Origin of the sequence: Streptomyces sp. ICC4, from assembly GCF_003287915.1 — a bacterium.
In the GTDB taxonomy this organism is placed as follows: Bacteria; Actinomycetota; Actinomycetes; order Streptomycetales; family Streptomycetaceae; genus Streptomyces; species Streptomyces tritrimontium.
The window spans coordinates 8,068,291-8,093,409 of sequence record NZ_CP030286.1; the positions used below are offsets into that span (position 1 = coordinate 8,068,291).

Below are 25,119 nucleotides of genomic sequence, written 5' to 3' on the forward strand. Positions count from 1 at the left end.
ACCTGGTCCCGGGCCCATGATGCCGCAGCGGACCCGGCCCCCACGCTCCTCCCGGTACCCCGGCGGGGCGGGGGCCCCGGAGCTTAAGATCACCCCGGGACCGGTTACAGCTCTACGGGGGGCACTCATGGAACCCACAGCCATCGGGATCCGGCTGGCATCGGCCGTGATCGGTCCGATCGTCAAGAAGTTCTTCGTCGCCGACGGCCCGGGGGCCGGCCTGGTCGACAAGCCGGTCCGGCTCTCCGGCCACGTCTCGTTCAGGGGTGAGAAGCGCACCCTCACCGAGGCCGATGTGCGCGCCCTGGCCGGCACTCTCGTCCAGCAGGCCCTGCGCGCGAACGACCGCCGCGTTCCGGCGGACGAGCACGAGGCCGTCACCGACGCCCTCGCCCAGACGCTGCACGCCCTCGGCGACCTCACGATCACCGATCTGGACGCCGTCCGCCTCGGCCCGGAGGCCTTCGCCCGGGAGCTGCGCCGCGCGGGAGGCAAGCCGGAGCGCCACCTCTCGGCCGACGCGACGTACTTCTACGAGGCCCTGGTCGGCCTGGCCTGCCTGCACATCTTGGAGTTCTTCACGCAGCGCAAGACCTTCACCGCCCACGCGCTGGTCGGCCAGGCCCGGGCTGTCGACGAACTGACGGCCAAGACGGACGAGTTGATCCGGCGCACGCCGCTGCCCGACGCGGCGGACGCCGCCTTCGAGGCGGAGTACCTGCCGTACGTGGCGAAGAAGCACGCCAAGCTCACCATCTACGGGATCGACCTGAGCAGTTCGCCGACGCGGTGGCCGCTGGACGTGGCGTACCTGAGCCTGGAGGCGGTGCCGCTGGAGCGCGCGGAGGCGCAGGACGGCCCGAGAACGGCCGATTACATCGTGGGCGGGGTCGAAATCCAGGTCAAGTCACACCGCCCGCACGAACCCCAGCCCGCGGACCGGGTACTGGACCGCACCCCCCGCGTCCTCCTGCGGGGCGAGGCCGGATCCGGCAAGACCACGCTCGTCCAGTGGCTGGCCGTCACCGCCGCGCAGCGGGACCGCGCGGACCGGCCCGACTACCTCCGCGACCGCGTGCCCTTCGTACTGCCCCTGCGCACGCTCACCCGCCACGGCGAACGGCTGCCCGCCCCGAAGGACTTCCTCACCGCCACCGGCTGCGTGCTCGCGGGTTCACAGCCGGCCGGCTGGGAGCACCGGGTCCTCGCCGCCGGGCGCGGCCTGGTCCTGGTGGACGGCATCGACGAGGTCCCGGAGCCCGAGCGGGAGCGGACCCGCCGCTGGCTGCGGGACCTGATCGACACCTACGACGGCGCCAACCGCTGGCTGGTCACCTCGCGCCCGTCGGCCGTCGGCCAGGACTGGCTCGCCGAGGAGGGGTTCGACGAACTGGCCCTGTCCGCCATGGGACCGGCCGATGTCGCCACTTTCATCGAGCGCTGGCACACCGCGGCCCGCGGCGGGAGCTGCGACGACGCCGAACTCGACGCGTACGAGAAGCAGCTGCGCACGACCGTCCGCACCAAGGCCGATCTCGGGCGGCTGGCCACCAACCCGCTGATGTGCGGGCTGATCTGCGCGCTCCACCGCGACCGGCGGGGCCACCTCCCGCACGGACGGAAGGACTTGTACGAGGCCGCGCTCTCGATGCTGGTCAGCCGCCGGGACCGGGAGCGCGACATGGCGGTTCCCGACCTCCGGGAGGAGCCGCAGCTCGACCTGCTCCAGCGGTTGGCGTACTGGCTGATCAAGAACGGCCGTACGGAGATGGACCGTTCGCAGGCCGAGGACATCATCGGCCGGGCCCTGCCCGCCGTACCGGAGGCGGCCGCCCTGGGTGACGCGGCGACCGTCTTCGAGCACTTCCTCCAGCGCAGCGGGCTCCTGCGCGAACCGGCCCCGGGGACCGTGGACTTCGTCCACCGCACCTTCCAGGACTTCCTGGGCGCGCGGGCGGCGGTGGAGGAGGGGGATTTCGGCCTGCTCGCCGCACACGCCGCGGACGACCAGTGGGAGGACGTCATCCGCATGGCGGTGGCCCTCGCACGGCCGCGCGAGCGCACGGCGCTCTTCGAGGGCCTGCTCCTCCTCGGCGACCGGGCCGACGACCAGCGCACCCGGTTCCGCGTCTACCTGCTCGCCGCCGCCTGCCTGGAACACGCCACCACACTGGAACCGGCGGTCCGCCGGGCCGTGGAAGAGCGTACCGGCAGCCTGATCCCGCCGCGTGGTGACATCGAGGCCCGCGCCCTGGCGGAAGTGGGTCCGCTGATCCTGGACCTCCTGCCCGGCCACGAGGGCCTCAGTGAAGTGGATGCGTACCTGACGGTCGTCGCGGCCTCCCGGATAGCCTCCGACGCGGCTCTGCCCTTCCTGGCCGGGTACGCCGACCACTCCTACCTGGAGGTACGGAGCCAGCTCGTGTGGGCCTGGTCCCGCTACGACACCGCCCGGTACGCGGAAGAGGTCATCGCGAAGCTCGACCCCGACGGCCTCGACTACACCGTCACCTCCGACGAACAGCTCCACCAGCTGGAGCGCCTGGGGGTGCGAGCGGCTTCCCTGGACGTCAGGGGCGCGGTATCCGCGCACTCCGTCGACTCCTACCTGTCCCGGCACGCGCTGACGAGGCTCAGACTCGTGGAGCATCCGATCGAGGATCTGGGATCCGTGGCCGGGCAGTCGGGGCTCACCTCGTTCACGGCCGCCGACTGCCCGCACCTCCTCGACCTGTCGCCCCTGGCCGCACTTCCGATCCGCGACCTGCACATCACGGTGTCGCCCGCGACGGACCTCGGCGCACTGAAGGACCTGTCGCGGCTCAGGCACCTGCGGATCGAGGGCGAGGGCCCGCTGTACTGGTCTCCGGAGACCCTGCATCCACACGCTCCCCTCGAGGAGCTCTCGGTGATGGGCGAGCTCGTTTCCGAGAGCGGGCTCAAGGGGCTGGGGCGCTTCACCGGGCTCACTGCCGTGAGCTTCTCCGGCCCGGTGTCGGCCGGGGACTGGCGGGAGCTGGCAGCCCTTCCGGCCCTCCACGTCCTCATCCTCGGCAAGGCCTCTTTGACCGACCTTCCGGACGGCGCGGTGCTGGCAGAGGTCGTCCACCTCCACGTCAACGGCCGCGACGGCGTGCGCGTCACCCAGCGGACGCTGGACCGACTGCCGCACGCCTTTCCCCACCTGGCCAACTGCCGGATCACCGGGAACCCGACCGCCGGGGGCGGCGTCGACGTCTCCCCGCTGGGGGCCCTGCCCCACTTGACACTCCTCCAGATCGACCTGCCCGCCGACCTGGTCCACGGCAGGTCCGCGTTGCCCGACCGGGTGATGGTCCACACCGAGGAGGACCGGCCCCGCTGACCCCCGTGCTCGCACTGACTGCAGATTCAGTCAATCAGGGCCTCCTGCCACCACCCGGGCTCCGGGTAGGGTGTCGAATCGTGGCCGATCGTCGAACAGCAATCATGGAAGGAGCCGCGCGGGTCATCTCCCGGCGCGGCGTCCGAGGCCTGCGCGTGGAGGAGCTCGCCGCGGAGGCGGGAGTGTCCACGGCGTTGATCTACTACCACTTCAAGGACCGCGCGGGCATCCTGCGCGCGACGCTGGAGTTCATCAACGACCGCGCGGGCCGGTACACCACGGATCGCGATCCGGCCGATCCGCCGCTCGACGCCCAGGGCGAGCTGGAGCAGACCCTCCTCCTGGAGTTCCAGGACGACCCCGGGGTGCGGGAGAACAGCACGGCCTGGGGAGAGCTCCGGGCCAGCGCGGTGTTCGACCCCGACCTGCGGGAAGACCTCGCGCGGGCCACCCTCGTCTGGGTCCAGGAAGTGGGCGAGCTGCTCGGCCGCGTCCGGCCCATGGCCGGGGCCGCGGCCCTCGCCGGCACCGCCGAGCGGCTGACCGCCCTCGTGGAGGGGCTCAGCTCGCGCTGGCTCAGCGGCAGCCTGCCCCTGGCGCACGCCCGCGAGCTGATGGTGTCGGCCATCGCCGCCGAGCTGGACCGCCTCGCCCGGACCTGATCCGCCCGGCCGGGGTCCCCGGCCGGGCGGATCAGGTCCGGGCGAGGCGGTCCAGCTCGGCGGCGATGGCCGACACCATCGAGGCAGGAGTGCCGGGTGAGGCGGGAGTGCCCGGCCCCGCGGGCCCCGCGGGCCCCGCGGGTGTGCCGGGCGCGGCCGGAGCGGCGAACGCGGCGGGCGGACCCACGGCCACCGAGCCGCCCAGCAGCGTCCCGATGACGGCGACGGCCGCGGCCGTCGCCCGCTTGCTGCCCCTGAGCCGCACGGAGCCTCCTCGTCCCGAGTCGTCCCCCGCTCGTACGAATGGGCCCGACCCCACCATCCGTACGGCCGGGTGTCAACGCCCGCGGGCGGTCTGACCGGGATCGGCCAGGAATGCGATGCGTCCGACTGGGTATGGCTGCGGTGTTCTCCGGCGGTGTTCCATGTTCCTGACCGATCCTCACGCACAAAGGAGTGCCTGCCGTGAACACCGAGACCCCCGGGACCGCCATACCCACCCCCGCTCCGGCCACTGCCGCAGCCCCGACACAGCGGCCGCCGCTGGCCCACCTGCCCGCGCAGGCCGGGCCCTACGAAGCGCCCCTGACCAGCGAGCCCCCGCTCGCCGATGCCGCGCACGCCCCGCTGACCAGCGAGCCCCCGCTCATCTGCGAGGCCCCGTTGACCAGCGAGCCGACCACTTCCGCCGCGGCCGCCGCCGCGGGTGACTAGACAAGGAATCCGATGGACGACCTCGCCCGGCTGGCGGCCCTGAACGGCGTCGCCACCACCTACCAGCCCGCCGAGGACGTCACCGTCCGGGTTCCGGAGTCCACCGTCGCCGCCGTACTGCGGCGGCTGGGGGCGGACACGGACACCCCGGAGTCCGTACGGGCACACCTCGCGGCGGCCGAACACGAGGCGGCCCAGCGGCTGTTGCCGCGCGTGCTGGTGTGGTGGGCCGGGTCGAGGGCGCCCGCGGAGCTGGGCGCGCTGCCGCCCGGGACCCGGATCCGGCTGGATCTGGAGGACGGCGGGGTGACCGAGGCCGCCGCCGGGTCGCCGGGGGCGGCCGCGGGGCTCCAGGAGGCCTTCGGCGGCCCGCCGGGGTCCCGGGGCGGGCCCTCGGGGCAGCCGCCGCTCGGCGTGCACCGGATGCGCGCCGAAGCCCCCGACGGCCGCACCGCGACGGCCACCCTGATCGTGGCCCCCGACCGGGCCCCGGCCGCGCCCGGGCGCACGCACGGGCTCCTCGTCCAGCTGTACTCCCTGCTTTCGGAGCGCTCCTGGGGCATGGGCGACCTCGGCGACCTGGCGGAGCTGGCGCGTTGGGCGGGCCGCGTCCACGGAGCCGGCTTCATCCAGGTCAACCCGCTGCACGCGGCGGTGCCCGGCACCCCGACCGACCCCTCCCCGTACCGGCCCTCCTCGCGCCGCTTCCCCGACCCGGTGCACCTGCGGATCGAGGACGTCCCCGAGTGCGCCGCCGGCCCGAACCGGGCCGCCCTCACCGAACTGGCGGACCGCGGCGGCGAGTTGCGGCGCGAGGTGCTGGAGAAGGGCGCGCTGATCGACCGGGACGCCGTCTGGGCCCTCAAGCGGGCCGCCCTGGAGCTGCTCTACGCGGTCCCGCGCACGCCCGAACGGGAGGCGGCCTACGGCAGGTTCCGCGCCGAGCAGGGCGCGGAGCTGGACCGGCACGCCGCCTGGTGCGCCGCGCACGCCGGGGAGGACCCGCAGACCCGGGCCGATTTCCACCGCTGGCTGGTCTGGCTGACCGACACCCAGCTCGTCGCCGCGCAGCGGGCCGCCAAGGAGGCCGGCATGGCGGTCGGCATCGTGCACGACCTGGCCGTCGGGGTGCACCCGGAGGGCTCGGACGCCTCCGGCTCGGAGCACTACGCCGAGGGCGTCTCGGTGGGGGCCCCGCCGGACGCCTTCAACGCGCGCGGCCAGGATTGGGGGCTGCCGCCCTGGCGCCCCGACCGGCTGGCCGCCGGCGGGTACGAGCCGTTCCGGGCCCTGCTGCGCGGGGTGTTCCGGTACGCGGGCGCCCTGCGCATCGACCACGTCATGGGGCTGTTCCGGCTCTGGTGGATCCCCGAGGGGGCCCCGCCCGCCGAAGGCGCGTACGTCTCGTACGACGGGGAGGCGATGCTCGCCCTGCTCGTCCTGGAGGCGCACCGCGCCGGGGCCCTGGTCATCGGCGAGGACCTCGGCACCGTGCAGCCGGGGGTCCGTCAGGCGCTGGCCCGGCGCGGGGTGCTGGGCACCTCGGTGCTCTGGTTCGAGCGGGACTGGGGCGGCGACGGGGAGCCGCTGGAGGCGGAGCGCTGGCGGTCCGACTGCCTGGCCACCGCCACCACCCACGACCTGCCGCCCACGGCCGCGAAGCTGGCCGGAGCCCATGTGGAACTGCGCGACCGGCTCGGCCTGCTGACCCGCCCGCTGGAGCGGGAGCGGGCCGAGGACGCGGCCGACACCGCGCGCTGGCTGGACGTGCTGGAGGACCTCGGCCTGGACACCAAGGACGAGGAGGCCGCCGTACGGGCCCTGTACGGGTTCCTGCTGCGCACCCCGGCCCGGCTGGTCGGGGTCTGGCTGCCCGACGCGGTGGGGGACCGGCGGCCGCAGAACCTGCCCGGCACCTGGGACCAGTACCCCAATTGGCGGCTCCCGGTCGCCGACGCGGAGGGCCGGCCGCTGACCTTGGAGGCCCTGGCGGCCTCGCCGCGCGCGAACTCCCTGTTGAGCGCGGTGCGGGACGGGGGGTGAACCCGTACGGCACCCCCGGGCGCGCGGGTCGTTTGGGTGTTCGCTACGTTTGCACCGTGGACAAGAAGAACGCTCTGCGCGCCGGCGCCGTCACGGCCGGAACGACGCTGATGATGCTGCTGATGACGTCTCCCGCCCTCGCGCTCACCCGCGACGACGGCGACGACCCGGGTCCGGGCCTGAGCATTGCCGAGACGCTGGGCCTGTACGTGGCCGCGCCGATCGTGCTGTTCCTGGTCATCACCGGTCTGGTGATGGTCGGCGACAAGTCGCGCAAGCAGCAGTAGGAAAACTTCCGGCGCGCCGGAGGTCCGTACGGACCTCCGGCGCGCCGTCATGCCCGGACCCGGTCCCGGGCCTGATCGCGGGCCTGATCCCGTGACGGGCGGGCCCGGGACCGGGCCTGCTCACGGGACCCCCGCCAGCACCTTGCGCAGCAGCGCCGTGAGGGTCGCGACCTCGGCCTCGTCGAGCCCGGTGAGCGCCGCGCGCTGTGCGTTCAGACCCGCCTCGACCGCCTCGTCGACGATCCCGAGGCCGCGGTCGGTGATCGTCACCTGGAGCCCCCGCCGGTCGTGCGGATCGGGCTTGCGGCAGAGCAGCCCGGCCTTCTCCAGTTTGTCCAGCCGTCCCGTCATACCGCCCGTGGTGAGCATCAGCGTCGCCGACAGCTGGCGGGGCGAGAGGGTGTACGGGCTTCCGCTTCGCCGCAGGGTGGCGATGACGTCGAACTCCCCGCGCACGATCCCGTAGCGCGAGTAGGCCCTGTCCATCTCTTCGGCCATGGCCTTGGCGATCCGGAAGATCCGTCCGAAGACGGCCATCGGCGCGGTGTCCAGGGCGGGTCGCACCGCGAACCACTGATCGGCGATCGCGTCGACGGGGTCCTTGGCGACCTCGGGTGCGGCTGCGGGCGCGGCTGCGGGCTTGGGCTCGGTCATGGCCGCAGTATCCGGCTTCCGCTTGTTCCTTCGCAAGAAAGTTGCTTGTCTCTAAGTAGCTTAGTGCTAAGCTACTTACAAGTGAGCTACTCGTCCCTGCCGGAGGAGCAACCGTCGTGAACCGCGTCGCCGTCATCGCCCTGACCGCCCTGGCCCCCATCTCCTGGGGCTCCACCTATGTCGTGGCCTCCGAGCTGCTGCCGCCCGACCGGCCGCTGTTCACGGGGGTGATGCGGGCCCTGCCCGCCGGACTGCTGCTGACCGGCCTCGCCCGGACCCTGCCCAAGGGGCAGTGGTGGTGGAAGTCCGCCGTCCTGGGTGCGCTCAACATCGGCGCCTTCTTCCCGCTGCTCTTCCTGTCCGCCTACCGCCTGCCCGGCGGGGTCGCGGCAGTCCTGGGCGCCGCGGGCCCCCTGTTCGTCGTGGGCCTGTCCGCCCTGCTGTTGGGGGAGCGGGCCCGGCCGCGGACCGTGGTGGCCGCCGTGGTGGGGGCCCTCGGAGTGAGCATGGTGGTGCTGACGGCCGAAGCCCGGCTCGATCTCGTCGGCATCGCCGCCGGCGTCGTCTCCTCGGTCTCGATGGGCGCCGGCACCGTCATGACCAAGCGTTGGGGGCGCCCCGAGGGGGCCGGGCCGCTGGCCATGGCCGGCTGGCAGCTCACCGCGGGCGGGCTGATGATCATCCCGTTGGCCGTACTGGTCGAGGGGGCGCCGCCCGCGCTCGACGGCAAGGCCTTCCTCGGCTACGGCTACATGATGCTGATCAACACCGGACTGGCGTACTGGCTCTGGGTGCGCGGCATCGGGCAGCTGACCGCCACCTCGGTCACCCTGCTCGGGGTGCTCTCCCCGCTGACCGCCGCCGTCATCGGCTGGGCGGCGCTGGGTCAGGGGCTGTCCCCGGTGCAGGTGCTGGGCATGGCGGTCGCCCTCGGCGCGACCCTCGCGGGGCAGACGGCGGGTGGGGCGGCACGGTCCAGGCGTCGGGCCACCGAGGCCCCTGCCGCTGAACCGTTCAGTTCTGCTGAAGAAATCGATCGAAATGTTTCGATAGACCTGACGGGTGACTCGGTGCGACGGTAGGACGACGATCGACACACACCGAACCCCGAGGGGGAGACACACAGTGGCCGTCATGGACCGCGTCCGTACCGTTTCGCAGACAGAGCAGCCCGGCAGCGGGGGCACCCGGGCCAAGAAGGGAGCCACCGGCCTCGGCGTGCTCCTCGCCCTGCTCGCGACGGTCGTCTGGTCCGGCAGCTTCGTCGCCACCCGGGGCATGGCGGACAGCATCCCGCCCGTCCAGGCCGTCTTCTGGCGCTGGACGATCGCCACCGTCGCCGTAGCCCCCTTCGCCGCCCGGCAGGCCTGGCGGCAGCGGGCCCTGATCCGCGAGCACTTCGGCTACATCGCCCTCGCCACCCTCTTCGGCGTCACCCTCTACAACACCCTCGTACACCAGGCCGGACTGACCACCTCCGCCTCCAACATGGGCATGATCATGGCCGCCTCGCCGGTCGTCATGGCCCTGTACGCCCGCATCGGCGGCGAACGGCTCGGCGCCCGGCGCACCTTCGGTCTGGTCCTCGCGGCCCTCGGCGTCCTGCTGCTGGTCGGCAAGGGCTCGATCCGGTTCGACTTCGCCGCCGGCGACCTGTGGATGTTCGGCGCCGCCCTGTCCTTCGCCACGTACAGCGCGCTCCTCAAGCGCAAGCCCGCGGAGCTGGGCGGCCTCGCCTTCCTGATCACCACCTTCGTCCTCGGCGCGCTGATGCTGGCCCCCGCCTACGCCGTGTCCGTCCGGGTCCAGGGCGGCTTCCACGTCACCCCCTCCACCGCCGGAATGCTCCTCTACGTCGGCGTCTTCTCCTCCGCCGTCGCCTTCTTCGCCTGGAACAAGGCGGTCTCGCTCATCGGCGCCTCCCGCTCCGGCGTCGTCTACTACCTCCAGCCGGTCTGCGTCGCGGTCCTCGGCTTCCTCCTCCTCGGCGAGCAGACCGGCCCGGCGCAGCTGCTGTGCATGGCGCTGATCCTGGGCGGCGTGGGCCTCGGTGCCCGGCGGTAGGTTCGGTCCCATGACGGAGTGGGACATCAAGAAGCTGCGGATCCTGCGGACCCTCGCGGAACAGGGGACCGTGACCGCGACGGCCGAGGCGCTGCACATGACGCCCTCGGCCGTTTCGCAGCAGCTGACCAACCTGGCCAGGCTCCTCGGGGTCCCGCTGCTGGAGGCCCAGGGCCGCCGGGTCCGCCTCACGGACGCGGCCCACCTCGTCCTGCGGCACGCGGACGCGGTCTTCGCCCAGTTGGAGCGGGCGGACGCGGAACTGGCGGGGTACCTGACGGGGGAGGCGCGCCGACTTCGCGAAGCACTCCGGCAGCGGGGCCAGCGTGGCCCGCGCCTCCTCCGCGTAGCGGACGGTGTCCCGGCGGGCCTGCTCCAGGGCGGGGTGGGAGCGCAGCCGGGTCAGGGCCTCGGCGCGGCGGGCGTCGTCCGTCAGGTCGCCGTCCAGGCGCGCCACGAGGTCCAGGTCGTCCGGGTTCCCGTCGCGTGCGGCCATCTCGCGCAGCCCCAGCACCGGCCCCAGCCCCGGCTGCAGCCGCCGCCGCCACCGCCCGAGTACGCGCCGACCGCCCCCGGCCCCTTCGTCCCCGCGCAGGGCTTCGGCCCGCCCCCGGGCCCGCTCAGGGGCTGGGCCCAGGCGCCGACCGAGGCCCCCCTGCAGGACTCCGGGTCCCCGTATCCCGGGCGTTGGCGGGGCCTGGCGGTGGCCGCCGTGGTGCAGCTGATGGTCGTGCTCTCCGCGACGGTCTCCGGCATGGGGCTGTCCTCCGTCCAGCACGACCTCGGCCTCGCCAGCGGCGACCTGGGCCCGCTGTTCAACCTCTACTGGCTCGTCTTCGGCGCGCTGCTGCTGCTCGGCGGGCACGTCACGGACCTGGTGGGGCGCAGGCGGGCCCTGATCATCGGCCTGGCCGGGTTCGCCGCGGTCTCCGTACTCGGCGGCGCGGCCGCCGGGCCCGGCATGCTGCTCTGGGCCCGTGTCCTGCAGGGTGTCTTCGCCGCGCTGCTGACACCGGCGGCGCTCTCCCTGCTGGTCGCCGGCTTCACCGACCCCAAGGAACGCGGCAGGGCCTTCGGGGTCTACGCCACGATCGCGGGCGGCGGTGCGGCCCTCGGGCTGCTCGCCGGCGGCTTCCTCATCGACGCCCTGAACTGGCGCTGGTGCCTGTACCTGGCCGTCCCCCTCGCGGTGATCGCCCTGCTGCTCACGCTCTCCCTGCCGCGCGAGCTCCCGGGCCGGACCGGCGCCCGCCTCGACCTGCTCGGCACGTGCCTCGGCTCAGCCGCACTCGCGGCCCTGCTCTACGGCTTCCTCGAAGCCGGCTCGCGCGGCTGGGCGAACGTCCTGGTGCCGGTCGTGCTCGTGGCCGGCGGCCTCCTGCTCGGCGCTTTCCTGTGGTGGCAGAGCAGGGCGGCCGAGCCGCTCCTCGCGCCGTACGTCTTCGGGGACCGCAACCGCCTCGGCTGCCTCCTCGCCATGCTCCTGGCCGGGATCGGATTCATCATCCTGTCCACGGCCACGACCTTCCACATGACGCAGGTCATCGGGTACGGATCCGCCACGGCCGGGCTGCTCCTCCTGCCCGTGGTCGCCGCGGTCGCCATCGGCTCCGCCGTCTCCGCCCTGCTGCTGCACCGCGCCGCGCCGCAGATCCTGATCGCCGCGGGACTGGTGCTCACCGCCGGCGGGCTGCTGCTCCTGACCGGCCTCGAAGCCGGTGACGCCTACCAGGTGAAGGTGCTGCCCGGCATGCTCCTCACCGGCGTCGGCATCGGTCTGGCCTTCGTGCCGATCTTCGCCACCGCGACCGCCGCCGTCGTCCCGCGGCACGCCGGTGCGGCCTCCGCGGCCGTCGTCACGGCCCAGCAGCTGGGCGAGGCGGTCGGCGCCATGCTGCTCGGCGTCGCCATGGAGTCGCTCCGCCGCACCGAGGCGTCGGAGTCGGTCACCGAGATGATCTGGGGCGGCTACACCACCGCCCTGTGGTGGGCGTTCGGAGCCGTGCTGCTCGGGGGTCTGATCGGCGGGCTGATGGTCACCTCCGCGATGCCGCGGGGCGCCGTACGGCAGGCCGCCCCGGCGCCCTGGTAGGCCTGCCGTCCACGCCGCCGGGCCGGGGGCCCGGCGGCCGGTGCCCGCTACCGCCTGGTGTGGACGAGCGCGAAGACCGCGCCCTCCGGGTCCGCCACCGTGGCCAGCCGGCCGCTGAGGCCCTCGCGCGGCGGGGTGATGATCCGGCCGCCGAGCCGTTCGACCCGGTCGGCGGCCGCATCGGTGTCCTCGACCTCGAAGTACGTCATCCAGTGCGGCCCCCGGTCGTGCGGCAGGGCCCGGCCGACCCCGTGCACGGCGGCCACCGGCCGGCCCTCCAGGAACAGCGTGAGGTGGTCGAAGTCGTCGGAGGCGTCCGCGTGCGCCCTGGCCTCGTGGCCGAAGACGTGCTCGTAGAACTTGCCGACCGTCGAGGCGTCCTGCGTGACCAGCTCGTTCCACACCGGGATGCCCGATGTCCCGGCCGACCAGGTGCCGAGGTGGGCGCCCGCCTGCCAGAGTCCGAAGATCGCGCCCAGCGGGTCCGAGCAGATGGCCACCCGACCGGCCGCTCCGGCGTCCAGCGGCCCCACCGCGACCGTGCCGCCGCAGGAGCGGATCGATTCGGCTGTCGCGTCGGCGTCGTCCGTGGCGAGGTACGTCGTCCACGCCACCGGCAGGTGCTGGTCCGGCGGCAGCTCGCCGATGCCGGCCACCTCCCGCCCGTCGAGCATGGCCCGGACGTACGGGCCCAGCTGCTCGGGGCCGGGCTCGTACTCCCAGCCGAACAGGTCGGCGTAGAACTCCTCGGTGCTTCCGAGGCTGTGCACCATCAGGCTCGCCCAGCACGGCGTGCCGGGCGTGCGCCGCGTTGCTTCCGATGCCTCGGTCATGTCAGCCGTCTCCTCCGTGATCACGCGTGAGGGTTTCCCAAAGTGATGCTTCCACCCCGAGGGGCTCGGCGCGCCCCGACCGGCCGGGTTCGGGGGCACGCCTGGAGAGATGACCGAATCAGTGCGGCCCGTCGATGTCCGGCTTGTTACACGGGGTGCGTGGCGGGGAGCAAAATGGCCCGCATGACTGCGAACGCCACCCCTTCCCCGGTCCTCTCGGCCGCCGCTCTGCAGACCGAACTGGCCGGCCCCCGGCCGCCGGTCCTCCTGGACATCCGCTGGCAGCTCGGCGGCCCGAACCAGCGGCCCGCGTACGAGGCGGGGCACCTGCCGGGCGCCGTCTACGTCGACCTCGACGCGGAACTCGCTGGCCCGGCGGGGTCGGGGGGCCGCCATCCGCTCCCCGACCCGGAGGCGTTCGGCGCGGTGATGCGGCGGGCCGGCGTCTCGGCGGGGGCGCCCGTGGTCGTGTACGACGGCGGCCAGGGCTGGGCGGCGGCGCGGGCGTGGTGGCTGTTGCGCTGGACGGGTCACGCGGACGTACGGGTCCTGGACGGGGGACTGGCCGCGTGGACGGCCGGGGGCGGCCCCCTCTCGGCGGACGCCACCCCTGCACAGGAGGGTGATTTCAAGCCAAATCCCGGTGCGGTCGGGCTCCTGGACGCGGACGGGGCGGCGGCGCTGGCCCGGACGGGGGTCCTGCTGGACGCGCGGGCGGGGGAGCGCTACCGGGGCGAGGTGGAACCCATCGACCGCGTCGGCGGACACATCCCGGGCGCGCTGTCGGCCCCGACCACGGAAAACACGGGCCCGGACGGCCTGCTGCGGGCGCCGGACACCCTGCGGGAGCGCTTCGCGGCGCTCGGCGTGCGCGCGGACGGCCCGGCTCCGGTCGGCGTGTACTGCGGCTCGGGCGTCTCCGGGGCCCACGAGGTCCTGGCCCTGGAGACGGCGGGCATCCCGGCGGCCCTGTACGCGGGCAGCTGGTCGGAGTGGTCCTCGGACCCGGCGCGCGAGGTTGCCGTGGGCGACCTGCCCGGATAGGCCCGAGAGGGCCCGGGCTCGCCCGCGGCCGGCCCCCGCGCGGCGTGACGCGTCGCGCGGGGCCCGGCCCGGGGCCTACTCCTGCTTCTTGCGGCGGGTGCCGAAGACGATCTCGTCCCAGCTCGGGACGGCCGCGCGGCGGCCGGGGCGGACGCCGTCGGCCTCCGCCTGGCGGTCGGTCGTACCCGTCAGGCGGTCGCGGTGGCCCGCCACCGTACGGGGCATCAGCACGTCCGCGTACGCGGAGCCCGCACCGGTCGAGGCCGACGCGGCAGGCGGCTCCGCCGCCTCCGGCTCCTCCACCGGCTCCGGGACCACCAGATCGCCGCGGAAGCTCGGCACCGCCTCCAGCAGGGCCGTCAGGGTGTCCCGCTCTTCCTCGGCCTCCGGCTCCGGCGGCGGGGCGGGCGCGACCGGGCGTTCCATCTGCCGGTCGAGCGCGCGGTCCAGCGGCCGGTCGCGCGGCAGCCGCGCGATCCTCGGCACGAAGGGGAAGCTCGGCTCCGGCGTCGCCGGCAGGTCGTCCGACTCGCCGATCAGGGAGCGGGCCTCGTCGTCCACGGCCACGACCAGCCGGCGCGGCGGGTCGTAGGTCCAGCTCGCCGAGTGCGGTTCGCCCGCGACCCGGTAGACGAGGAGGACCTCCCAAGTGCCGTCGTCGCGGCGCCAGGAGTCCCACTGGACGGATTCCTTCTCGGCCCCGCGCAGCGTGAGCCGTTCCTGCACGGCCTCGCCGAGCTGGGGTCCGGTGTTCTCGCCGGGCCGGCGTACGGGGGTCTTGCGGGCCCGCTCGGCCATGAACGCGCGCTCGGCGAGCACGGGGCCCTCGAAGCGGCGTACGCGGTCGACGGGGATGCCGGCCATCTGGGCGACCTCCTCAGCGGAGGCACCGGCCCGTATGCGGGCCTGGATGTCGCGGGGGCGGAGGTGGCTCTCCACCTCGATCTCGATCTGGTTCAGGCGCGCACGGTCATTGCGCACGGCGGCCCGGAGACGCTCGTCGATCGGAAGCGTGTACTCCGTGCTGTCCGCAGCCTTGAGCACCAGTCGTGTGCCGTCATTGGAGACGGCCACGACACGCAGTTCGGGCATGGGGACCTCCCGGGTGGTGCCTGCCGACGTCACGTGCGTCGCTGCTTCCGCTAGTCGAGTGTGGCCTGCCCGGGTGCAGCCTGCCACTACCTTGCCGAGTTAAACCGGCGTGTCGGGCATGCGCCCTTGATCGCTGTTATGGCACGGTTACCTGTTGGGTACGCACAGTGACCGAACGATTACTGTGCGCAGCAGGAGCCGTGCAATACCGCGGCATCACCGGTCTCGAGTGCCGTTTCTCCATCAGCCGGCCCCCTCTCCCGGGTCCGGACATCCGTAAGGAAGGACGGCCCCAGGGCTCGCCACAGTACTCCATTCGGGCCACCTGGGTGGACCGCCGCGCCGCCGAACTTGTCTCGGACGGCGGGAGTTGGGCTGCCCTGAAAGGGGTCCGCGTCCGGCCGGACCTGGGGGCACGTCCGTTTTCGGGTGTCCTGCTTCACAGAATCTCCGGAAATGGAACTATCCGTTTCGCTCATGTGTCAGTAACTGAAGGAAGTGGCGAAACGCGAGAGGCAGGACACGCAGGGGATGGCGATGGGTCAGAAGACTGAGCCGGACATCGAGCTGGGGCCGCCCGGGGAGAAGAAGAAGCTCGATCTGAGCGCGACTCAGGTCGCGGCTTCCTCCCTGGCCACCGTCGCGGCCGCCCTGCTCGCCTCGCAGATGGGGGTCTACGGGACCATCCTCGGCGCCGGCGTCGTGAGCGTGGTCGCCACCGCCGGCGGGCCCGTCATCCAGCACTTCTTCCGGCGCACCGGCGACCAGCTGCGCGAGAGCGCCCGCCCGAAGAGCCGTCAGGTGCCGGTGCAGGGGGCCCTGGAGGAGCGGGCGCCCGACGGGACGATGATGCTGTGCCAGGTCGCGCCCCCGCCCCCGGCGGGCCTCGACGAGGAGTTCGGCGAGGCCACCGTGCACGGCAGCCGCACCCGCGGGTGGAAGCGCACGGCCGTGGCCTCGGCCGCCGCCTTCGCCCTCGCGATCGGCGGGATCGCCGCCTACGAGGCGGTCTCCGGGAACGCCGTCAGCAGCGGGGACAAGACCGTCTGGGGCGGTACGGCCCAGAACACCGGCAGCGGCAGGCAGACCCCCGAGGACGGGTTCGGCCCCGGGGACAAGGGCAAGGACGGGAAGGCCCCTCGGACCGGGGACTCCCCGAGCCCCTCGCACCCGAGCGGCAGCCCGAGCCCCTCGCCGGGTGGCCGGGGAGGCCCAGGGCCGGTCGGGGTCCGGGGCCAGCCTGGTCGCGGTCAGGGCCACCGCGCCGAAGAAGTCGTTGCCCTGGTGGGCCGGGCCGTGCTCCTCGGCGAGCACGGTGAACCCGCGCTCGGCCAGCGCCTCGCGCAGGTTGGCGGCCGGGATGAGGTGCTGGTGCTGCGGCTGGAACCAGGGCAGCCAGGCCGGGCCGAGCAGCCGGGCCATGCGCGATTCGGGGTCGGGGATCTCGATGGTCAGGTAGCCGCCGGGGGCGAGGACGGCGGCCGCCGTGTCCAGTTCCGCGAGCGGGTCCCGGGTGTGCTCCAGGTAGTGGTACATGCTGACCACCTCGTACTGGCCCGCCAGTTTCACCGCGAACTCCGGGAACTGGCCCTGGTGGCCCGTCTCCACCCAGCCGCGCCGCTCCGCGTCGCGCACCGCGTCGCCCATGTCCAGCCCGTCGAAGCGGGTGTCCGGCCAGACGGCGCGTGCCGCGTTGCAGAAGTGGCCGTGCCCGGTGCCGACGTCGAGCCAGGACGCGGGGGCTCCGTGGGGGCGGAGCATCTCGGCCCGGCCCCGGTAGGCGGCGCCGAGCCGCCCGAAGACCGTGGCCGCCCCCTCGCCGCCGCGGCCGTCGTAGAAGTCGCGGTAGTAGAACTCCAGCCCCTCCAGGGTCAGCCGGGGGTTCTGGAAGACGTGCCCGCAGTCTCCGCAGCCGTCCAGGGTGAACAGGCCGGGCTTGGCCTGGAGCAGATCGGGCACCCGGACGCGGACGGACAGCTGCCGGGAGCCGCACCAGGGGCAGTCCTGGCGGCGCGGTTCGAAGAACCGGTCGGTCCCCGCTGCCAGGTCGGTCCGGTAGTCGGCGGCCCGGACGGCGGCCCGCGCCGTCTCGCGCTCGCTCTCGGGGGTGGCGCCGCCGGCCCGCCGGGTACGGGCCGTGGCGGCGGCCGTGCGCAGGGCGGCGGCGAGGGAGCGCACCGGCCGGGCGGCTGTGGCCAGGGCCAGATCGCCCGGGCGCAGCGGTGTGCCGGGCCCGCCGAGGGCCAGGCAGGGCTGGATCCAGTACAGCCCCGCCGCGGCGGCGCCCCACCGGCCCTGGCGCACGGCCACGCCCGCCAGCAGGGCCAGCCCGGCGAGCTGCGCGGCGGCGAGCGCCCCCGGTGGCAGCCCTTGGGCCCGGAGCTCGCCGGCGCGGGCCGCTCCGCTCGCGTCCGGCGGAGGTCCGCAGCTCAGGGCCGGTGCGATGGCCAGTCCGGTGGCGTCGGTGGCGTACTCCTTCAAACGGCGGGTCAGCGCCAGGAGTTCCGCCGGGGCGGGCCGCGGCTCGGCCGGATCCACGCCGGCCCGCGCGAGCACCTCCTCGGAGACGAGCACCGCGAAGCCCGCTCCGCGCCCCTCGCCGAGCCGGTCCTGGCGGTAGCCGGCCGGATCGACCAGCCGCAGCAGGCCCATGGTCCGTTCGGTGGCCAGGTCCGCGGGCAGCAGGTCCAGGACGTGCAGCCCCTCCCGGTCGGCGTGCGCGCAGGCGGCGAGGAAGGTGGCCGCGTCGGGTTCGACCCCGCGGGCGGTGAGCAGCCGCCAGCCCGCGGCGCGCGGCACCCCGGCGGCGGCGGGCGCGGCCATGGGAGGGGTCATGGGCAGCACCGGGATCGCCCGCAGCCGGCGGGCGGCGCGCACGGTGCCCGCGCCGAGGGCGACCAGCAGGACCGCGGAGGTCCACCGGACTCGGGGAAGGCGGGCGGGAAGGCGCAGGGCGAGGTACCCCCGGAGCGGAGGGAGCAGCGGAAACGGGGGAAGAGAAGGGAGCGGGGAAAGCACGGGGAGCCCGGGACGCTTCATATGAGTTTCTCCAACCGGTCGGCCGCGGCGCCGGCCCCGCCGGCCGCGGCGAATGAGGCCTGGATCCGCCGGGCGCCGCGGCGGTGGACGGGTTCGTCCAGCACGGCCGTCAGCGCGTCGCGCAGTTCCTCGGCCTTGGTCCTGCCGAACCGCACCCGCACCCCGGCCCCGGCTTCGACGACCTGCCGGGCGACGATCGGCTGGTCGTCGCGGATCGGCGCGACCACCAGGGGCAGCCCGTGCGCGAGGGCCTCGCAGACGGTGTTGTGGCCGCCGTGGCAGACCACCGCGTCCAGATGGGGAAGCAGGTCCAGCTGCGGCACGCTCTCCCGCAGCAGCACGTTTCCGGGGACGGTGCCGACCAGCGACCCGGGGGCCACCAGGATCAGCTGTACTTCCGCGGCGAGCCGTTCGGCGGCCCCCAGCACCGCTCCGTAGAACCGTCCGCCGGCCTGCTGGTTGAGCGTGCCCAGGGACACCAGCACCCGGCGCCGCGTCGGGTCCAGCTCCGCCCAGGGGAAGTCGGGCGCGGGCGGGCGGGCTCCGAAGGCGGGTCCGACGAAGGCGTAGTGCGGCGGGAAGTCGGTTCCCCCGCCGACGAGTTCGCGGCTGGAGAACACCAGGATCAGCCGGTCCGAGAACCGCGGGTCCCACGTGGGGTCCGCCCCGGCCCCGCCGATCCCACCGGTCCTGTCAGCCCCGAACTCCGCCAGCAGTCCGCCGATCCGCTCGGCCACCCACTCCCCGACCTTCGGGAAGTCGGTGAAGGGCCCGGTGAGTTCGGCCGAGGTACTGGCGGACGTCACCCACGGCACGCCGAGCCGGCGCGCGACCACCGGACCGGCGAGCGCCTGCTGGTCGGCGACCAGCACGTCGGGCGCGAACTCGCGCACCGCCCGGGTCACGCCCGGCACCATCGCCCTGGCCAGCGGGACCAGCGCCTCCTCCCACAGGAACCGCAGCGCCCCGACCCCGCGCAGATCGCGCCAGCGGGCGTGCAGCGTCGCGTACTCGCCGCCCTCCTCCGCTCCGGCCGACAGGATCCGGGCGTGCTCGGGCAGCAGCCGGGACAGCGCCCCGGCCGGGCCGCACCAGGCGACCTCGTGGCCGCGGGCGGCCAGTTCGGAGCCGACCGCCACGGTCGGGTTGACGTGTCCGGCCAGCGGCGGCACGGTGAAGAGCACCTTCACGGGACCAGCACCCCCGTCCGCCGGAGCTCCTCGGCCGGAGCGGTCGGAGCGACCGGAGCGGCCGGAGCCGTCGCGGTGACCGGAGCCGTCGGGGCGGTCAGGGCCGTCGCGGCCACCGCGTCGAGATGGGCGAGCACGGCCGCTCTCAGCGCCCCGCTGCTCTCCTTCAGCACGTCGTGGCCCAGGCCCGGCAGGATCTCGATCGCGGTGACGCGCGGGGCGTGGCGGGCCAGTTCCCGCGCGCCCGGGACGAGTTCGGAGTGCTCGCCGCAGACGATGAGGACCGGGCAGCGCAGTGCGGCGTAGTCGGCCGGGGTGAAGGTGCGGCTCGCCGCGATGTCGTCGATGAGCGTGGTGCGGTTGAGCAGGTCGTCGGCGATCGCGGTGAGGTTCGCGGCCTTGCGCAGCCGCAGGGTGAGCAGTTCGGCGGGGACCGGGCTGTCCTCGAGGCTGAGGGCGGCCGCCGACAGGGTGTCCACCATGTTCTCCACCCAGGTTCCGCTGAGCGGGGGTTCGAGCAGGGTGAGCCCGGTGACGCGGTCGGGCCGGGCGAGGGCGGCGTGCAGGGCGAGGGTGCCGCCGTGGCTGTTGCCGACCAGGTGCACGGGGCGCCGCCCGAGGCCGAGCTCGCCGAGCAGTGCGAACAGGTCCCCCACGGCGGTGCCGCTGTCGTAGCCGGTGGCCGGCCGTTCGCTGCGGCCGTGGCCGCGCAGGTCGTAGAGGACGACCTCGTGTCCGGCCCGGGCCGCCGGGACGGCCAGGGGGCAGTAGAAGGAGGACAGGTTGTCGACGACCAGTCCGTGCAGGAACACCACCACGGGACGGTCGGGGCCGGCGTCCGTGCCGGCCGGGAGCTGTTGGACGTGGAAGCGGACGGAGTCCGCCTGGACGAGGGCCATCGCGGGATCAGCCGTCCGATGCGGGCGCGGCGGCCGGGCCGGCCGAGACGCGGGCGAGGGAGGCGTGCGTGATCCAGCCTATGTGCGTGACGAGTTCGCCGACCGACATGGCGAGGATGGCGTCCATGTCCTTCTCGGACAGGAAGCCCATCAGGTCGACCTCGGCTCCGTAGCGGTGGTGGAGCAGCTCGGCGAGGGCGACGAACTCGATGCTCTCCAGGGCGAGGTCCTCGTTGAACGTCGTCTTCATCGTGACCTCGTCCGCGAGGAGGAACTCGTCACCGACGATCTCCACGAGCATGCCGGTGATCTCGGCGAGGATGTCAGCTGCCATGACTGGTCTCCGTGAGGTGGAAGGGACGGGGGGACTGTTCCGCGGGACGCTCGGTCCAGGCGACGACGTGGTCGAGCGGCGCGTCCGCGAGCAGGGTGGTGCGGATCGGGTACGGCTGCCCGTCGGGGGACAGCACGCGCAGCCGGCCGGAGCCCGGGTCGCCGTCCGCCCGCCAGGCACGGGGGCGGCCGCCGAGCCCGGTCCCCGCCGCCTTGGCCGCGGCCTCCTTGGCGCACCACAGCGCCGTGAGGGCGGCCGGCAGGCCGGTGCCCTCGCAGGCCGCCAGCCCTTCGGCGAGGGCGAGTTCCTCCGGTGTCAGCGCGATGCGGATCAGCGCGTCCGGATCGGCGGTCACCGGCTCCACGTCGATGCCGACCGGCTGGTCGCGGTGGGCCAGCGCGACCGCGATCCGGTCCTTGTGCGCGATCGTCAGCCGGATTCCCGCGGCCAGGTCGCCCTCGGCGAGCGGGCGGCCCGCCGGGTCGTTGCCGACGGCCACCTCCGCCGGGAAGACCGGGCCGGCTCCGTCGTTCCACAGCAGTTGCCGCAGCGCGTCCTTGGCGGCGATCCGGCCCAGCAGCCAGGGCGCCCGGGCACGCGGCGCCAGCCGCTCGTACACCGCGCGCTCGGCGGCTCCGAGGTAGCGGCGCATGACCAGCTCCTGCGAGGCGGGGTCGGTCCAGCGGCGCCGGGCCAGGCACCAGCCGGCGGGCTGGGGTTCGCCGATGCCGCACACCTCCGGGGTGAACTTCATCGGCCAGACCCGTTCGTCGGCGCCGAAGCGGCGGTACGTCCAGCCGTCGATCCGGGCCCACACCCCGCCGTCGGCCCGGCGCAGCTCCAGGTCGCCGCGCACGGTGACGTCGCGCACCTCGCGGATCCGGGCCGTGGCGGCCACGAGCTCCCGCGGGGCGGGCGGGGGGCCGGAGAAGCGGATGCGGTCCACGGTGGCCGGGAACACCAGCCGGTCCACCGGGAGCCGCAGCTGCATCCAGTGCCCGAACAGCTGCCCGGCGGCGTCGAGCAGCGCCCCCGGGTCGGGCAGGGCCCGCAGCACCCCGCGGATCCCGTCCGAGCCGACGGCGAGCACCTCGTGCACCCCGGCGAAGCGCGGGCCGTGGAACATCCACCGGTCCCGGTAGAGCGCCTCGGCACTGACGGGGGCCGGCCGCGGATCGTGCAGGGGGGTGGGATCGGGCCCGGGCAGCGGCTCGTACCGCTCGCCGGTGAGCACGACCACGTCGGCGTACTCCCCGAGGACGACGCGGGTCCGGCCGGGCCCCTCGCCGCGCACGGTGACCGGCACGTCGAGGGCCGGTTCGACGGAGAGCCACCGCAGGGCCCGCACCTGGTCGTAGCCGATGACCGCGAGGCCGGGCGGGGCGTGCCGCAGCGCGGCCTCGGCCGCCAGCTCCAGCATGGTCGTCATGGGTACGACGGGGAACCGGTCGGAGTCCTCGGGCCACCCCTCGGGCTGCAGGTACACGCAGTGGTCCCGTACGTAGGGCAGCGCGGCCAGCGAGAGCCGCAGGGTCTCCTTCGCGACGGCCGGAGCGGTGTCCTCGGGCACCTCGTCCAGGGCGCTGAGCAGGACCTGGCCCTTATACACATCTGACGCCGCCGACGAACCACCCTGGTTTGTGTGTCGCGGGTCGCGGTCACCCGCCAGGGTCAGGATCTTCGCCGGGTCGTCCCGGGTCAGCGACACGACCTCGCCCGGGTGCGGGATCGCGGCGCCGAAGCGGGCGGCCTGGATGGTGGCGCGGCGGGTCAGGTCGGCGCCGGAGAGGCCGGAGGGGAAGCCGAGGTAGTTCTCGATAAGGCTGGAGATGCCGGCCGGGCCGCCCGGGGGATACCCGGCCGTCGGACTGTCCCTGGGCGACATCTCCATCGCCGGCGACCAGATCATCACCCCGTCCGGCACGATGCCGCTCAGGGGAGCGGTCTGGAACGCCACGGACTTCTCCCGGACGGAGGAGAAGATCCCGGCGCACGCGATCGTGCTGGCGGTCATCTTCTTCCTGTTCTGCCTCCTGGGCCTGCTCTTCCTCCTGATGAAGGAGCGCCGCACGACGGGCTACATCCAGATCACGGTCAACAGCGCCGGCCGCCACCACTCCACGATGATCCCGGCCGTCGACCAGAGCACGTACATGTGGGTGATGAGCCAGATCAACCAGGCCCGCGCGCTCAGCATGTGACGCGGCCCGGGGGGCGGCCTCCGCTCGCGCCGCGGCCTCCCCCCGTCCGGAAAACCCGTGGTCCTCGCGACCGGGGTCCGGGAGGATCGCCGGATGATCCTTAACCATGATGTGGCCGGGCCCCAGGGCGGGCCGGCCGTCGTACTGCTGCACTCCTCCGTGTGTGACCGGCGGATGTGGGAGCCGCAGTGGGCGCCGCTGGCCGCGGCCGGTTTCCGGGTGGTCCGGGCGGACTTCCGTACCTGCGGGGAGTCCCCCGCCTCCGAGGTCCCGTACAGCGACCACGGGGACGTACGGGAGCTGCTGGACCACCTCGGGATACGGCGGTCCGCGTTCGTCGGCTCCTCCTACGGCGGGCGGATCGCGCTGACGCTCGCCGCGCTGCACCCGGAGCGGGTCAGCGCGCTGGCCCTGCTGTGCCCCGACCGGCCCGGGCGGCCGCCGAGCCCCGAGATGCGGGAGTTCGGCGCCGCGGAGGACGCGCTGCTCGATGCCGGGGACCTGGTGGGCGCGGCGGAGCTCAACGCCCGCCAGTGGCTCGGCCCGGAGGCCACGGACGACGCCCGCGGCCTCGTACGGGACATGCAGCTGGGGAACTTCCGGTCCGAGCCCGCCGCCGCCGGGGACCAGGAGCTCCCCGAGCCCGCGGTCGACCTGTCGGCCGTCAGGGCGCCCGTACTGGCCGTCGGCGGCGCGCACGACGTCCCCGTCTTCCGCCGCATCGCGGCCGAACTCCCCGGCGTCGTCCCCGGCGCCACCCACGTCGAACTCCCGTGGGCCGGCCACCTCCCCTCCCTGGAGCGCCCGGCGGAGGTCACCCGGATGCTGCTGGACTTCCTGCCGCGCTCCTGACCCGGATCGCCGAGACGGCCGAGGACCCGCTCGCGCGCTGTGCACCGGGGGTGCCTGGGAAGCCGGCCCGCACGTTCGCTTGAACCTGTTCAAAAAGAGGTCTACAGTCAGGGACGTCAGCAGTTGAACACGTTCAAGGGGGGCTGAGGGCAATGGACCTCACCGTAATCGCGTACGTCATCTACCTGGTCGTCAGCATCGCGCTCACCGTCTGGGTGGCCCGCACGCTCAGCCGCAACGGCCGCATCTTCATCGCCGACGTCCTGCAGGGGAACGAGAAGCTCGCGGACGCCGTCAACCAGCTCCTGGTCGTCGGGTTCTACCTCGTCAACATCGGCTTCGTGACCCTCTACCTGCGGTCGGCCGACGAGATCGTCGCGGCCCGCGGGCTCTTCGAGGCCCTCTCGGTCAAGATCGGCGTCGTCCTCCTGGTCCTGGGCGTCATGCACCTCGGCAACGTCTGGGTCCTCAACAAGATGCGGCGCCGCGGCATCATGGAGCGCCAGCAGACCCCGCCGGTCGCCCCCCAGGGGTGGACCGCGCCCGCCGGGGCCTGATCCCCGTGGCCACCACCGCGACCCGGCACCTGACGGTGCTCTACGACGCGAACTGCCCGCTCTGCGTCCACATCAGGCACTGGCTGCTCGCCCAGCGCTGGCTTGTGCCGCTCCGGCTCCTGCCCGCGGCCTCCTTCGAGGCGCAGCGCCGCTACCCGCAGCTCGATCACGCCTCGACGCTGCGGGAGATCACCGTCATCGGGGACGGTGGTCAGGTGTGGACCGGGACGGACGCCTTCATCGTCTGCCTTTGGGCGCTGGCCGAGCACCGGCCGAAGGCGAACTGGCTGGCCACCCCGGCCGGCCGGCCCTTCGCCAGGGCCGCCATGCACACCGCCGCAAAATGGCGCGAGGTCGTGCGGGACGGCTCCGGCGGGCAGGAACAACCGGCCTGTGACGACCAGTGCCCCGCACCCCGATAGGCTCATGCACCGTGACTGATCAGAAGGCTCCCAAGAGCGAGCAGACCCGCACGCTCATCCTCGAGACCGCGCTCCGCCTCTTCCAGGAGCGCGGCTTCGACAAGACGACGATGCGCGGTATCGCCAAGGAGGCCGGAGTATCGGTCGGCAACGCCTACTACTACTTCGAGTCGAAGGAACACCTGGTCCAGGGGTTCTACGACCGGATCGGCGCCGCGCACCTGGCGGCCGTCCGGCCGATCCTGGACAGCGAGACCGATCTGCAGAAGCGGCTCGCGGGCGTGCTCACCAGCTGGCTGGACATCGCCGAGCCGTACCACGAGTTCGCCTCGCAGTTCTTCAAGAACGCCGCGGACCCCGAGAGCCCGCTCAGCCCCTTCTCCCCGGAGTCGGAGCCGGCCCGCAAGCAGGCCATCGACATGCACCGCGAGGTGCTGGCGGGCGCGAAGACCAAGGTGCCGGCCGAACTGGCCGACGTACTGCCGGAGCTCATGTGGCTCTCGCAAATGGGCCTGGTCCTCTACTGGGTCTTCGACCGCTCCCCGAACAGCGAGAAGACCCGGCGGCTCGCCGACCGCGGCGCGCAGCTGACGACCCGGGGCATCATCCTGGCCCGCTTCCGGGTCCTGCGGCCGCTGGTGCGGGAGGTCCACGAACTGTTCGCGGACTTCCTCCCGGGCATGGCCCAGACGGCCGTGTCCCGCTCCGGCCGCAAGCGCGCCTCGGACCCGGACAACGGCCCCGAAGAGGGCCCGGAAGTCGGCTAGTGCTGTGAC

Annotated in this window: 22 protein-coding genes and 3 pseudogenes; 15 read left to right on the top strand and 10 right to left on the bottom strand. The window is 73.9% G+C overall.

All coding sequences use genetic code 11. The annotated features are described in order from the left end of the window. Nucleotides 1-127: 127 nt before the first annotated feature. Nucleotides 128-3,364, top strand: coding sequence for an NACHT domain-containing protein (locus DRB89_RS37880; RefSeq protein WP_112452543.1), 3,237 nt, complete (start codon nt 128-130; stop codon nt 3,362-3,364). Nucleotides 3,365-3,468: 104 nt separating this feature from the next. Then, nucleotides 3,469-4,026 (top strand): TetR/AcrR family transcriptional regulator, encoded by a 558-nt coding sequence (locus DRB89_RS37885; protein WP_112452542.1) that lies wholly within the window; start codon nt 3,469-3,471, stop codon nt 4,024-4,026. Nucleotides 4,027-4,057: 31 nt separating this feature from the next. Here the strand turns inward: DRB89_RS37885 and DRB89_RS37890 are convergent, their stop codons facing one another. After that, on the bottom strand, nt 4,058-4,291 hold the full coding sequence (locus DRB89_RS37890; RefSeq protein WP_112463636.1) for a hypothetical protein: 234 nt from the start codon (nt 4,289-4,291) through the stop codon (nt 4,058-4,060). A 227-nt stretch (nt 4,292-4,518) separates the two neighbouring features. Here DRB89_RS37890 and DRB89_RS37895 point away from each other — a divergent pair, with 227 nt between their 5' ends. Genes DRB89_RS37895 through DRB89_RS37905 form a run of 3 tightly spaced genes read left to right on the top strand, consistent with a single transcriptional unit; the run spans nt 4,519 to nt 7,070 of the window. Further along, nucleotides 4,519-4,740, top strand: a complete 222-nt coding sequence (locus DRB89_RS37895) for a hypothetical protein (RefSeq protein WP_112454273.1) — start codon at nt 4,519-4,521, stop codon at nt 4,738-4,740. A 12-nt stretch (nt 4,741-4,752) separates the two neighbouring features. Beyond that, nucleotides 4,753-6,783 (top strand): 4-alpha-glucanotransferase, encoded by a 2,031-nt coding sequence (locus DRB89_RS37900; protein WP_112452531.1) that lies wholly within the window; start codon nt 4,753-4,755, stop codon nt 6,781-6,783. 56 nt (nt 6,784-6,839) lie between these two features. Beyond that, a complete protein-coding gene (locus DRB89_RS37905; protein WP_112452532.1) occupies nt 6,840-7,070 on the top strand; it encodes a hypothetical protein in 231 nt (76 codons plus the stop codon). A gap of 120 nt (nt 7,071-7,190) precedes the next feature. Here DRB89_RS37905 and DRB89_RS37910 read toward each other — a convergent pair whose 3' ends face one another. Beyond that, entirely contained in the window at nt 7,191-7,724 is a 534-nt protein-coding gene (locus tag DRB89_RS37910) for a MarR family transcriptional regulator (RefSeq protein ID WP_112452533.1), read from the bottom strand. A 116-nt stretch (nt 7,725-7,840) separates the two neighbouring features. On the opposite strand from DRB89_RS37910, the gene DRB89_RS37915 reads away from it, so the two are divergent. The 3 genes and pseudogenes from DRB89_RS37915 to DRB89_RS37925 all read left to right on the top strand — a co-directional run. Then, complete coding sequence (locus DRB89_RS37915) at nt 7,841-8,806, top strand: EamA family transporter (RefSeq protein WP_112452534.1); 966 nt, start codon at nt 7,841-7,843, stop codon at nt 8,804-8,806. Between the two features lie 52 nt (nt 8,807-8,858). After that, nucleotides 8,859-9,788: a DMT family transporter gene (locus DRB89_RS37920; protein WP_112454275.1), complete on the top strand. Its 930-nt coding sequence runs from the start codon at nt 8,859-8,861 to the stop codon at nt 9,786-9,788. Between the two features lie 10 nt (nt 9,789-9,798). After that, nucleotides 9,799-9,978, top strand: a pseudogene (locus DRB89_RS37925) (LysR family transcriptional regulator); the annotation flags it as partial. A gap of 99 nt (nt 9,979-10,077) precedes the next feature. On the opposite strand, the pseudogene DRB89_RS37930 reads toward DRB89_RS37925, so the two are convergent. Next, a pseudogene (locus tag DRB89_RS37930) lies at nt 10,078-10,317 on the bottom strand (polyprenyl synthetase family protein); the annotation flags it as partial. Between DRB89_RS37930 and DRB89_RS37935 the strand changes: the two are divergent. Beyond that, nucleotides 10,318-11,880: an MFS transporter gene (locus DRB89_RS37935; protein WP_343234856.1), complete on the top strand. Its 1,563-nt coding sequence runs from the start codon at nt 10,318-10,320 to the stop codon at nt 11,878-11,880. It begins immediately after the preceding pseudogene. Between the two features lie 47 nt (nt 11,881-11,927). Here the strand turns inward: DRB89_RS37935 and DRB89_RS37940 are convergent, their stop codons facing one another. Next, the gene (locus tag DRB89_RS37940; protein ID WP_112453349.1) at nt 11,928-12,713 is read right to left on the bottom strand and encodes a VOC family protein; all 786 of its coding nucleotides are present in this window, start codon (nt 12,711-12,713) and stop codon (nt 11,928-11,930) included. A 183-nt stretch (nt 12,714-12,896) separates the two neighbouring features. Here DRB89_RS37940 and DRB89_RS37945 point away from each other — a divergent pair, with 183 nt between their 5' ends. Beyond that, entirely contained in the window at nt 12,897-13,757 is an 861-nt protein-coding gene (locus DRB89_RS37945) for a sulfurtransferase (RefSeq protein ID WP_112453348.1), read from the top strand. 75 nt (nt 13,758-13,832) lie between these two features. On the opposite strand, the gene sepH is transcribed toward DRB89_RS37945, so the two are convergent. The 6 genes from sepH to DRB89_RS37975 all read right to left on the bottom strand — a co-directional run bounded on the left by sepH (nt 13,833) and on the right by DRB89_RS37975 (nt 21,740). Next, nucleotides 13,833-14,849 carry a septation protein SepH gene (gene sepH, locus DRB89_RS37950; protein ID WP_112453347.1) on the bottom strand — a complete coding sequence of 339 codons (1,017 nt, stop codon included), beginning with the start codon at nt 14,847-14,849 and terminating at the stop codon, nt 13,833-13,835. Between the two features lie 462 nt (nt 14,850-15,311). Then, entirely contained in the window at nt 15,312-17,888 is a 2,577-nt protein-coding gene (locus tag DRB89_RS37955) for a class I SAM-dependent methyltransferase (protein ID WP_239516577.1), read from the bottom strand. Next, nucleotides 17,885-19,072, bottom strand: coding sequence for a nucleotide disphospho-sugar-binding domain-containing protein (locus tag DRB89_RS37960; RefSeq protein WP_112454264.1), 1,188 nt, complete (start codon nt 19,070-19,072; stop codon nt 17,885-17,887). Before DRB89_RS37960 ends, DRB89_RS37955 begins: the two co-directional genes overlap by 4 nt. Nucleotides 19,073-19,074: 2 nt before the next feature. Further along, entirely contained in the window at nt 19,075-19,977 is a 903-nt protein-coding gene (locus DRB89_RS37965; protein WP_112452518.1) for an alpha/beta hydrolase, read from the bottom strand. A 7-nt stretch (nt 19,978-19,984) separates the two neighbouring features. Further along, the gene (locus DRB89_RS37970; protein ID WP_112452517.1) at nt 19,985-20,311 is read right to left on the bottom strand and encodes an acyl carrier protein; all 327 of its coding nucleotides are present in this window, start codon (nt 20,309-20,311) and stop codon (nt 19,985-19,987) included. Continuing rightward, complete coding sequence (locus DRB89_RS37975; protein ID WP_343234857.1) at nt 20,301-21,740, bottom strand: 4'-phosphopantetheinyl transferase superfamily protein; 1,440 nt, start codon at nt 21,738-21,740, stop codon at nt 20,301-20,303. The genes DRB89_RS37970 and DRB89_RS37975 overlap by 11 nt, the downstream gene beginning before the upstream one ends. Before the next feature lie 439 nt (nt 21,741-22,179). Between DRB89_RS37975 and DRB89_RS37980 the strand changes: the two are divergent. From DRB89_RS37980 to DRB89_RS38000, 5 genes and pseudogenes are all read left to right on the top strand, one after another. Then, nucleotides 22,180-22,512: pseudogene (locus DRB89_RS37980) on the top strand (hypothetical protein); the annotation flags it as partial. Between the two features lie 93 nt (nt 22,513-22,605). Then, nucleotides 22,606-23,364 (top strand): alpha/beta fold hydrolase, encoded by a 759-nt coding sequence (locus tag DRB89_RS37985; RefSeq protein ID WP_112453155.1) that lies wholly within the window; start codon nt 22,606-22,608, stop codon nt 23,362-23,364. A 152-nt stretch (nt 23,365-23,516) separates the two neighbouring features. Then, nucleotides 23,517-23,921 (top strand): hypothetical protein, encoded by a 405-nt coding sequence (locus DRB89_RS37990; protein WP_112446519.1) that lies wholly within the window; start codon nt 23,517-23,519, stop codon nt 23,919-23,921. Next, entirely contained in the window at nt 23,918-24,343 is a 426-nt protein-coding gene (locus DRB89_RS37995) for a DCC1-like thiol-disulfide oxidoreductase family protein (protein ID WP_112453157.1), read from the top strand. The genes DRB89_RS37990 and DRB89_RS37995 overlap by 4 nt, the downstream gene beginning before the upstream one ends. A gap of 11 nt (nt 24,344-24,354) precedes the next feature. Beyond that, nucleotides 24,355-25,110, top strand: coding sequence for a TetR family transcriptional regulator (locus DRB89_RS38000; protein ID WP_112453156.1), 756 nt, complete (start codon nt 24,355-24,357; stop codon nt 25,108-25,110). Nucleotides 25,111-25,119 lie beyond the last annotated feature (9 nt).

What these genes read in the sequence shown, in the direction of transcription:
- DRB89_RS37940 (WP_112453349.1), bottom strand. Translation starts at nt 12,713, where the DNA reads ATGACCGAGGCATCGGAAGCAACGCGGCGCACGCCCGGCACGCCGTGC.
- DRB89_RS37990 (WP_112446519.1), top strand. Translation starts at nt 23,517, where the DNA reads ATGGACCTCACCGTAATCGCGTACGTCATCTACCTGGTCGTCAGCATC.
- DRB89_RS37920 (WP_112454275.1), top strand. Translation starts at nt 8,859, where the DNA reads ATGGACCGCGTCCGTACCGTTTCGCAGACAGAGCAGCCCGGCAGCGGG.
- DRB89_RS37970 (WP_112452517.1), bottom strand. Translation starts at nt 20,311, where the DNA reads ATGGCAGCTGACATCCTCGCCGAGATCACCGGCATGCTCGTGGAGATC.
- DRB89_RS37965 (WP_112452518.1), bottom strand. Translation starts at nt 19,977, where the DNA reads ATGGCCCTCGTCCAGGCGGACTCCGTCCGCTTCCACGTCCAACAGCTC.
- DRB89_RS37910 (WP_112452533.1), bottom strand. Translation starts at nt 7,724, where the DNA reads ATGACCGAGCCCAAGCCCGCAGCCGCGCCCGCAGCCGCACCCGAGGTC.
- sepH (WP_112453347.1), bottom strand. Translation starts at nt 14,849, where the DNA reads ATGCCCGAACTGCGTGTCGTGGCCGTCTCCAATGACGGCACACGACTG.
- DRB89_RS37945 (WP_112453348.1), top strand. Translation starts at nt 12,897, where the DNA reads ATGACTGCGAACGCCACCCCTTCCCCGGTCCTCTCGGCCGCCGCTCTG.
- DRB89_RS37975 (WP_343234857.1), bottom strand. Translation starts at nt 21,740, where the DNA reads ATGACGACCATGCTGGAGCTGGCGGCCGAGGCCGCGCTGCGGCACGCC.
- DRB89_RS37885 (WP_112452542.1), top strand. Translation starts at nt 3,469, where the DNA reads ATGGAAGGAGCCGCGCGGGTCATCTCCCGGCGCGGCGTCCGAGGCCTG.
- DRB89_RS37880 (WP_112452543.1), top strand. Translation starts at nt 128, where the DNA reads ATGGAACCCACAGCCATCGGGATCCGGCTGGCATCGGCCGTGATCGGT.
- DRB89_RS37985 (WP_112453155.1), top strand. Translation starts at nt 22,606, where the DNA reads ATGATCCTTAACCATGATGTGGCCGGGCCCCAGGGCGGGCCGGCCGTC.
- DRB89_RS37955 (WP_239516577.1), bottom strand. Translation starts at nt 17,888, where the DNA reads ATGAAGCGTCCCGGGCTCCCCGTGCTTTCCCCGCTCCCTTCTCTTCCC.
- DRB89_RS37900 (WP_112452531.1), top strand. Translation starts at nt 4,753, where the DNA reads ATGGACGACCTCGCCCGGCTGGCGGCCCTGAACGGCGTCGCCACCACC.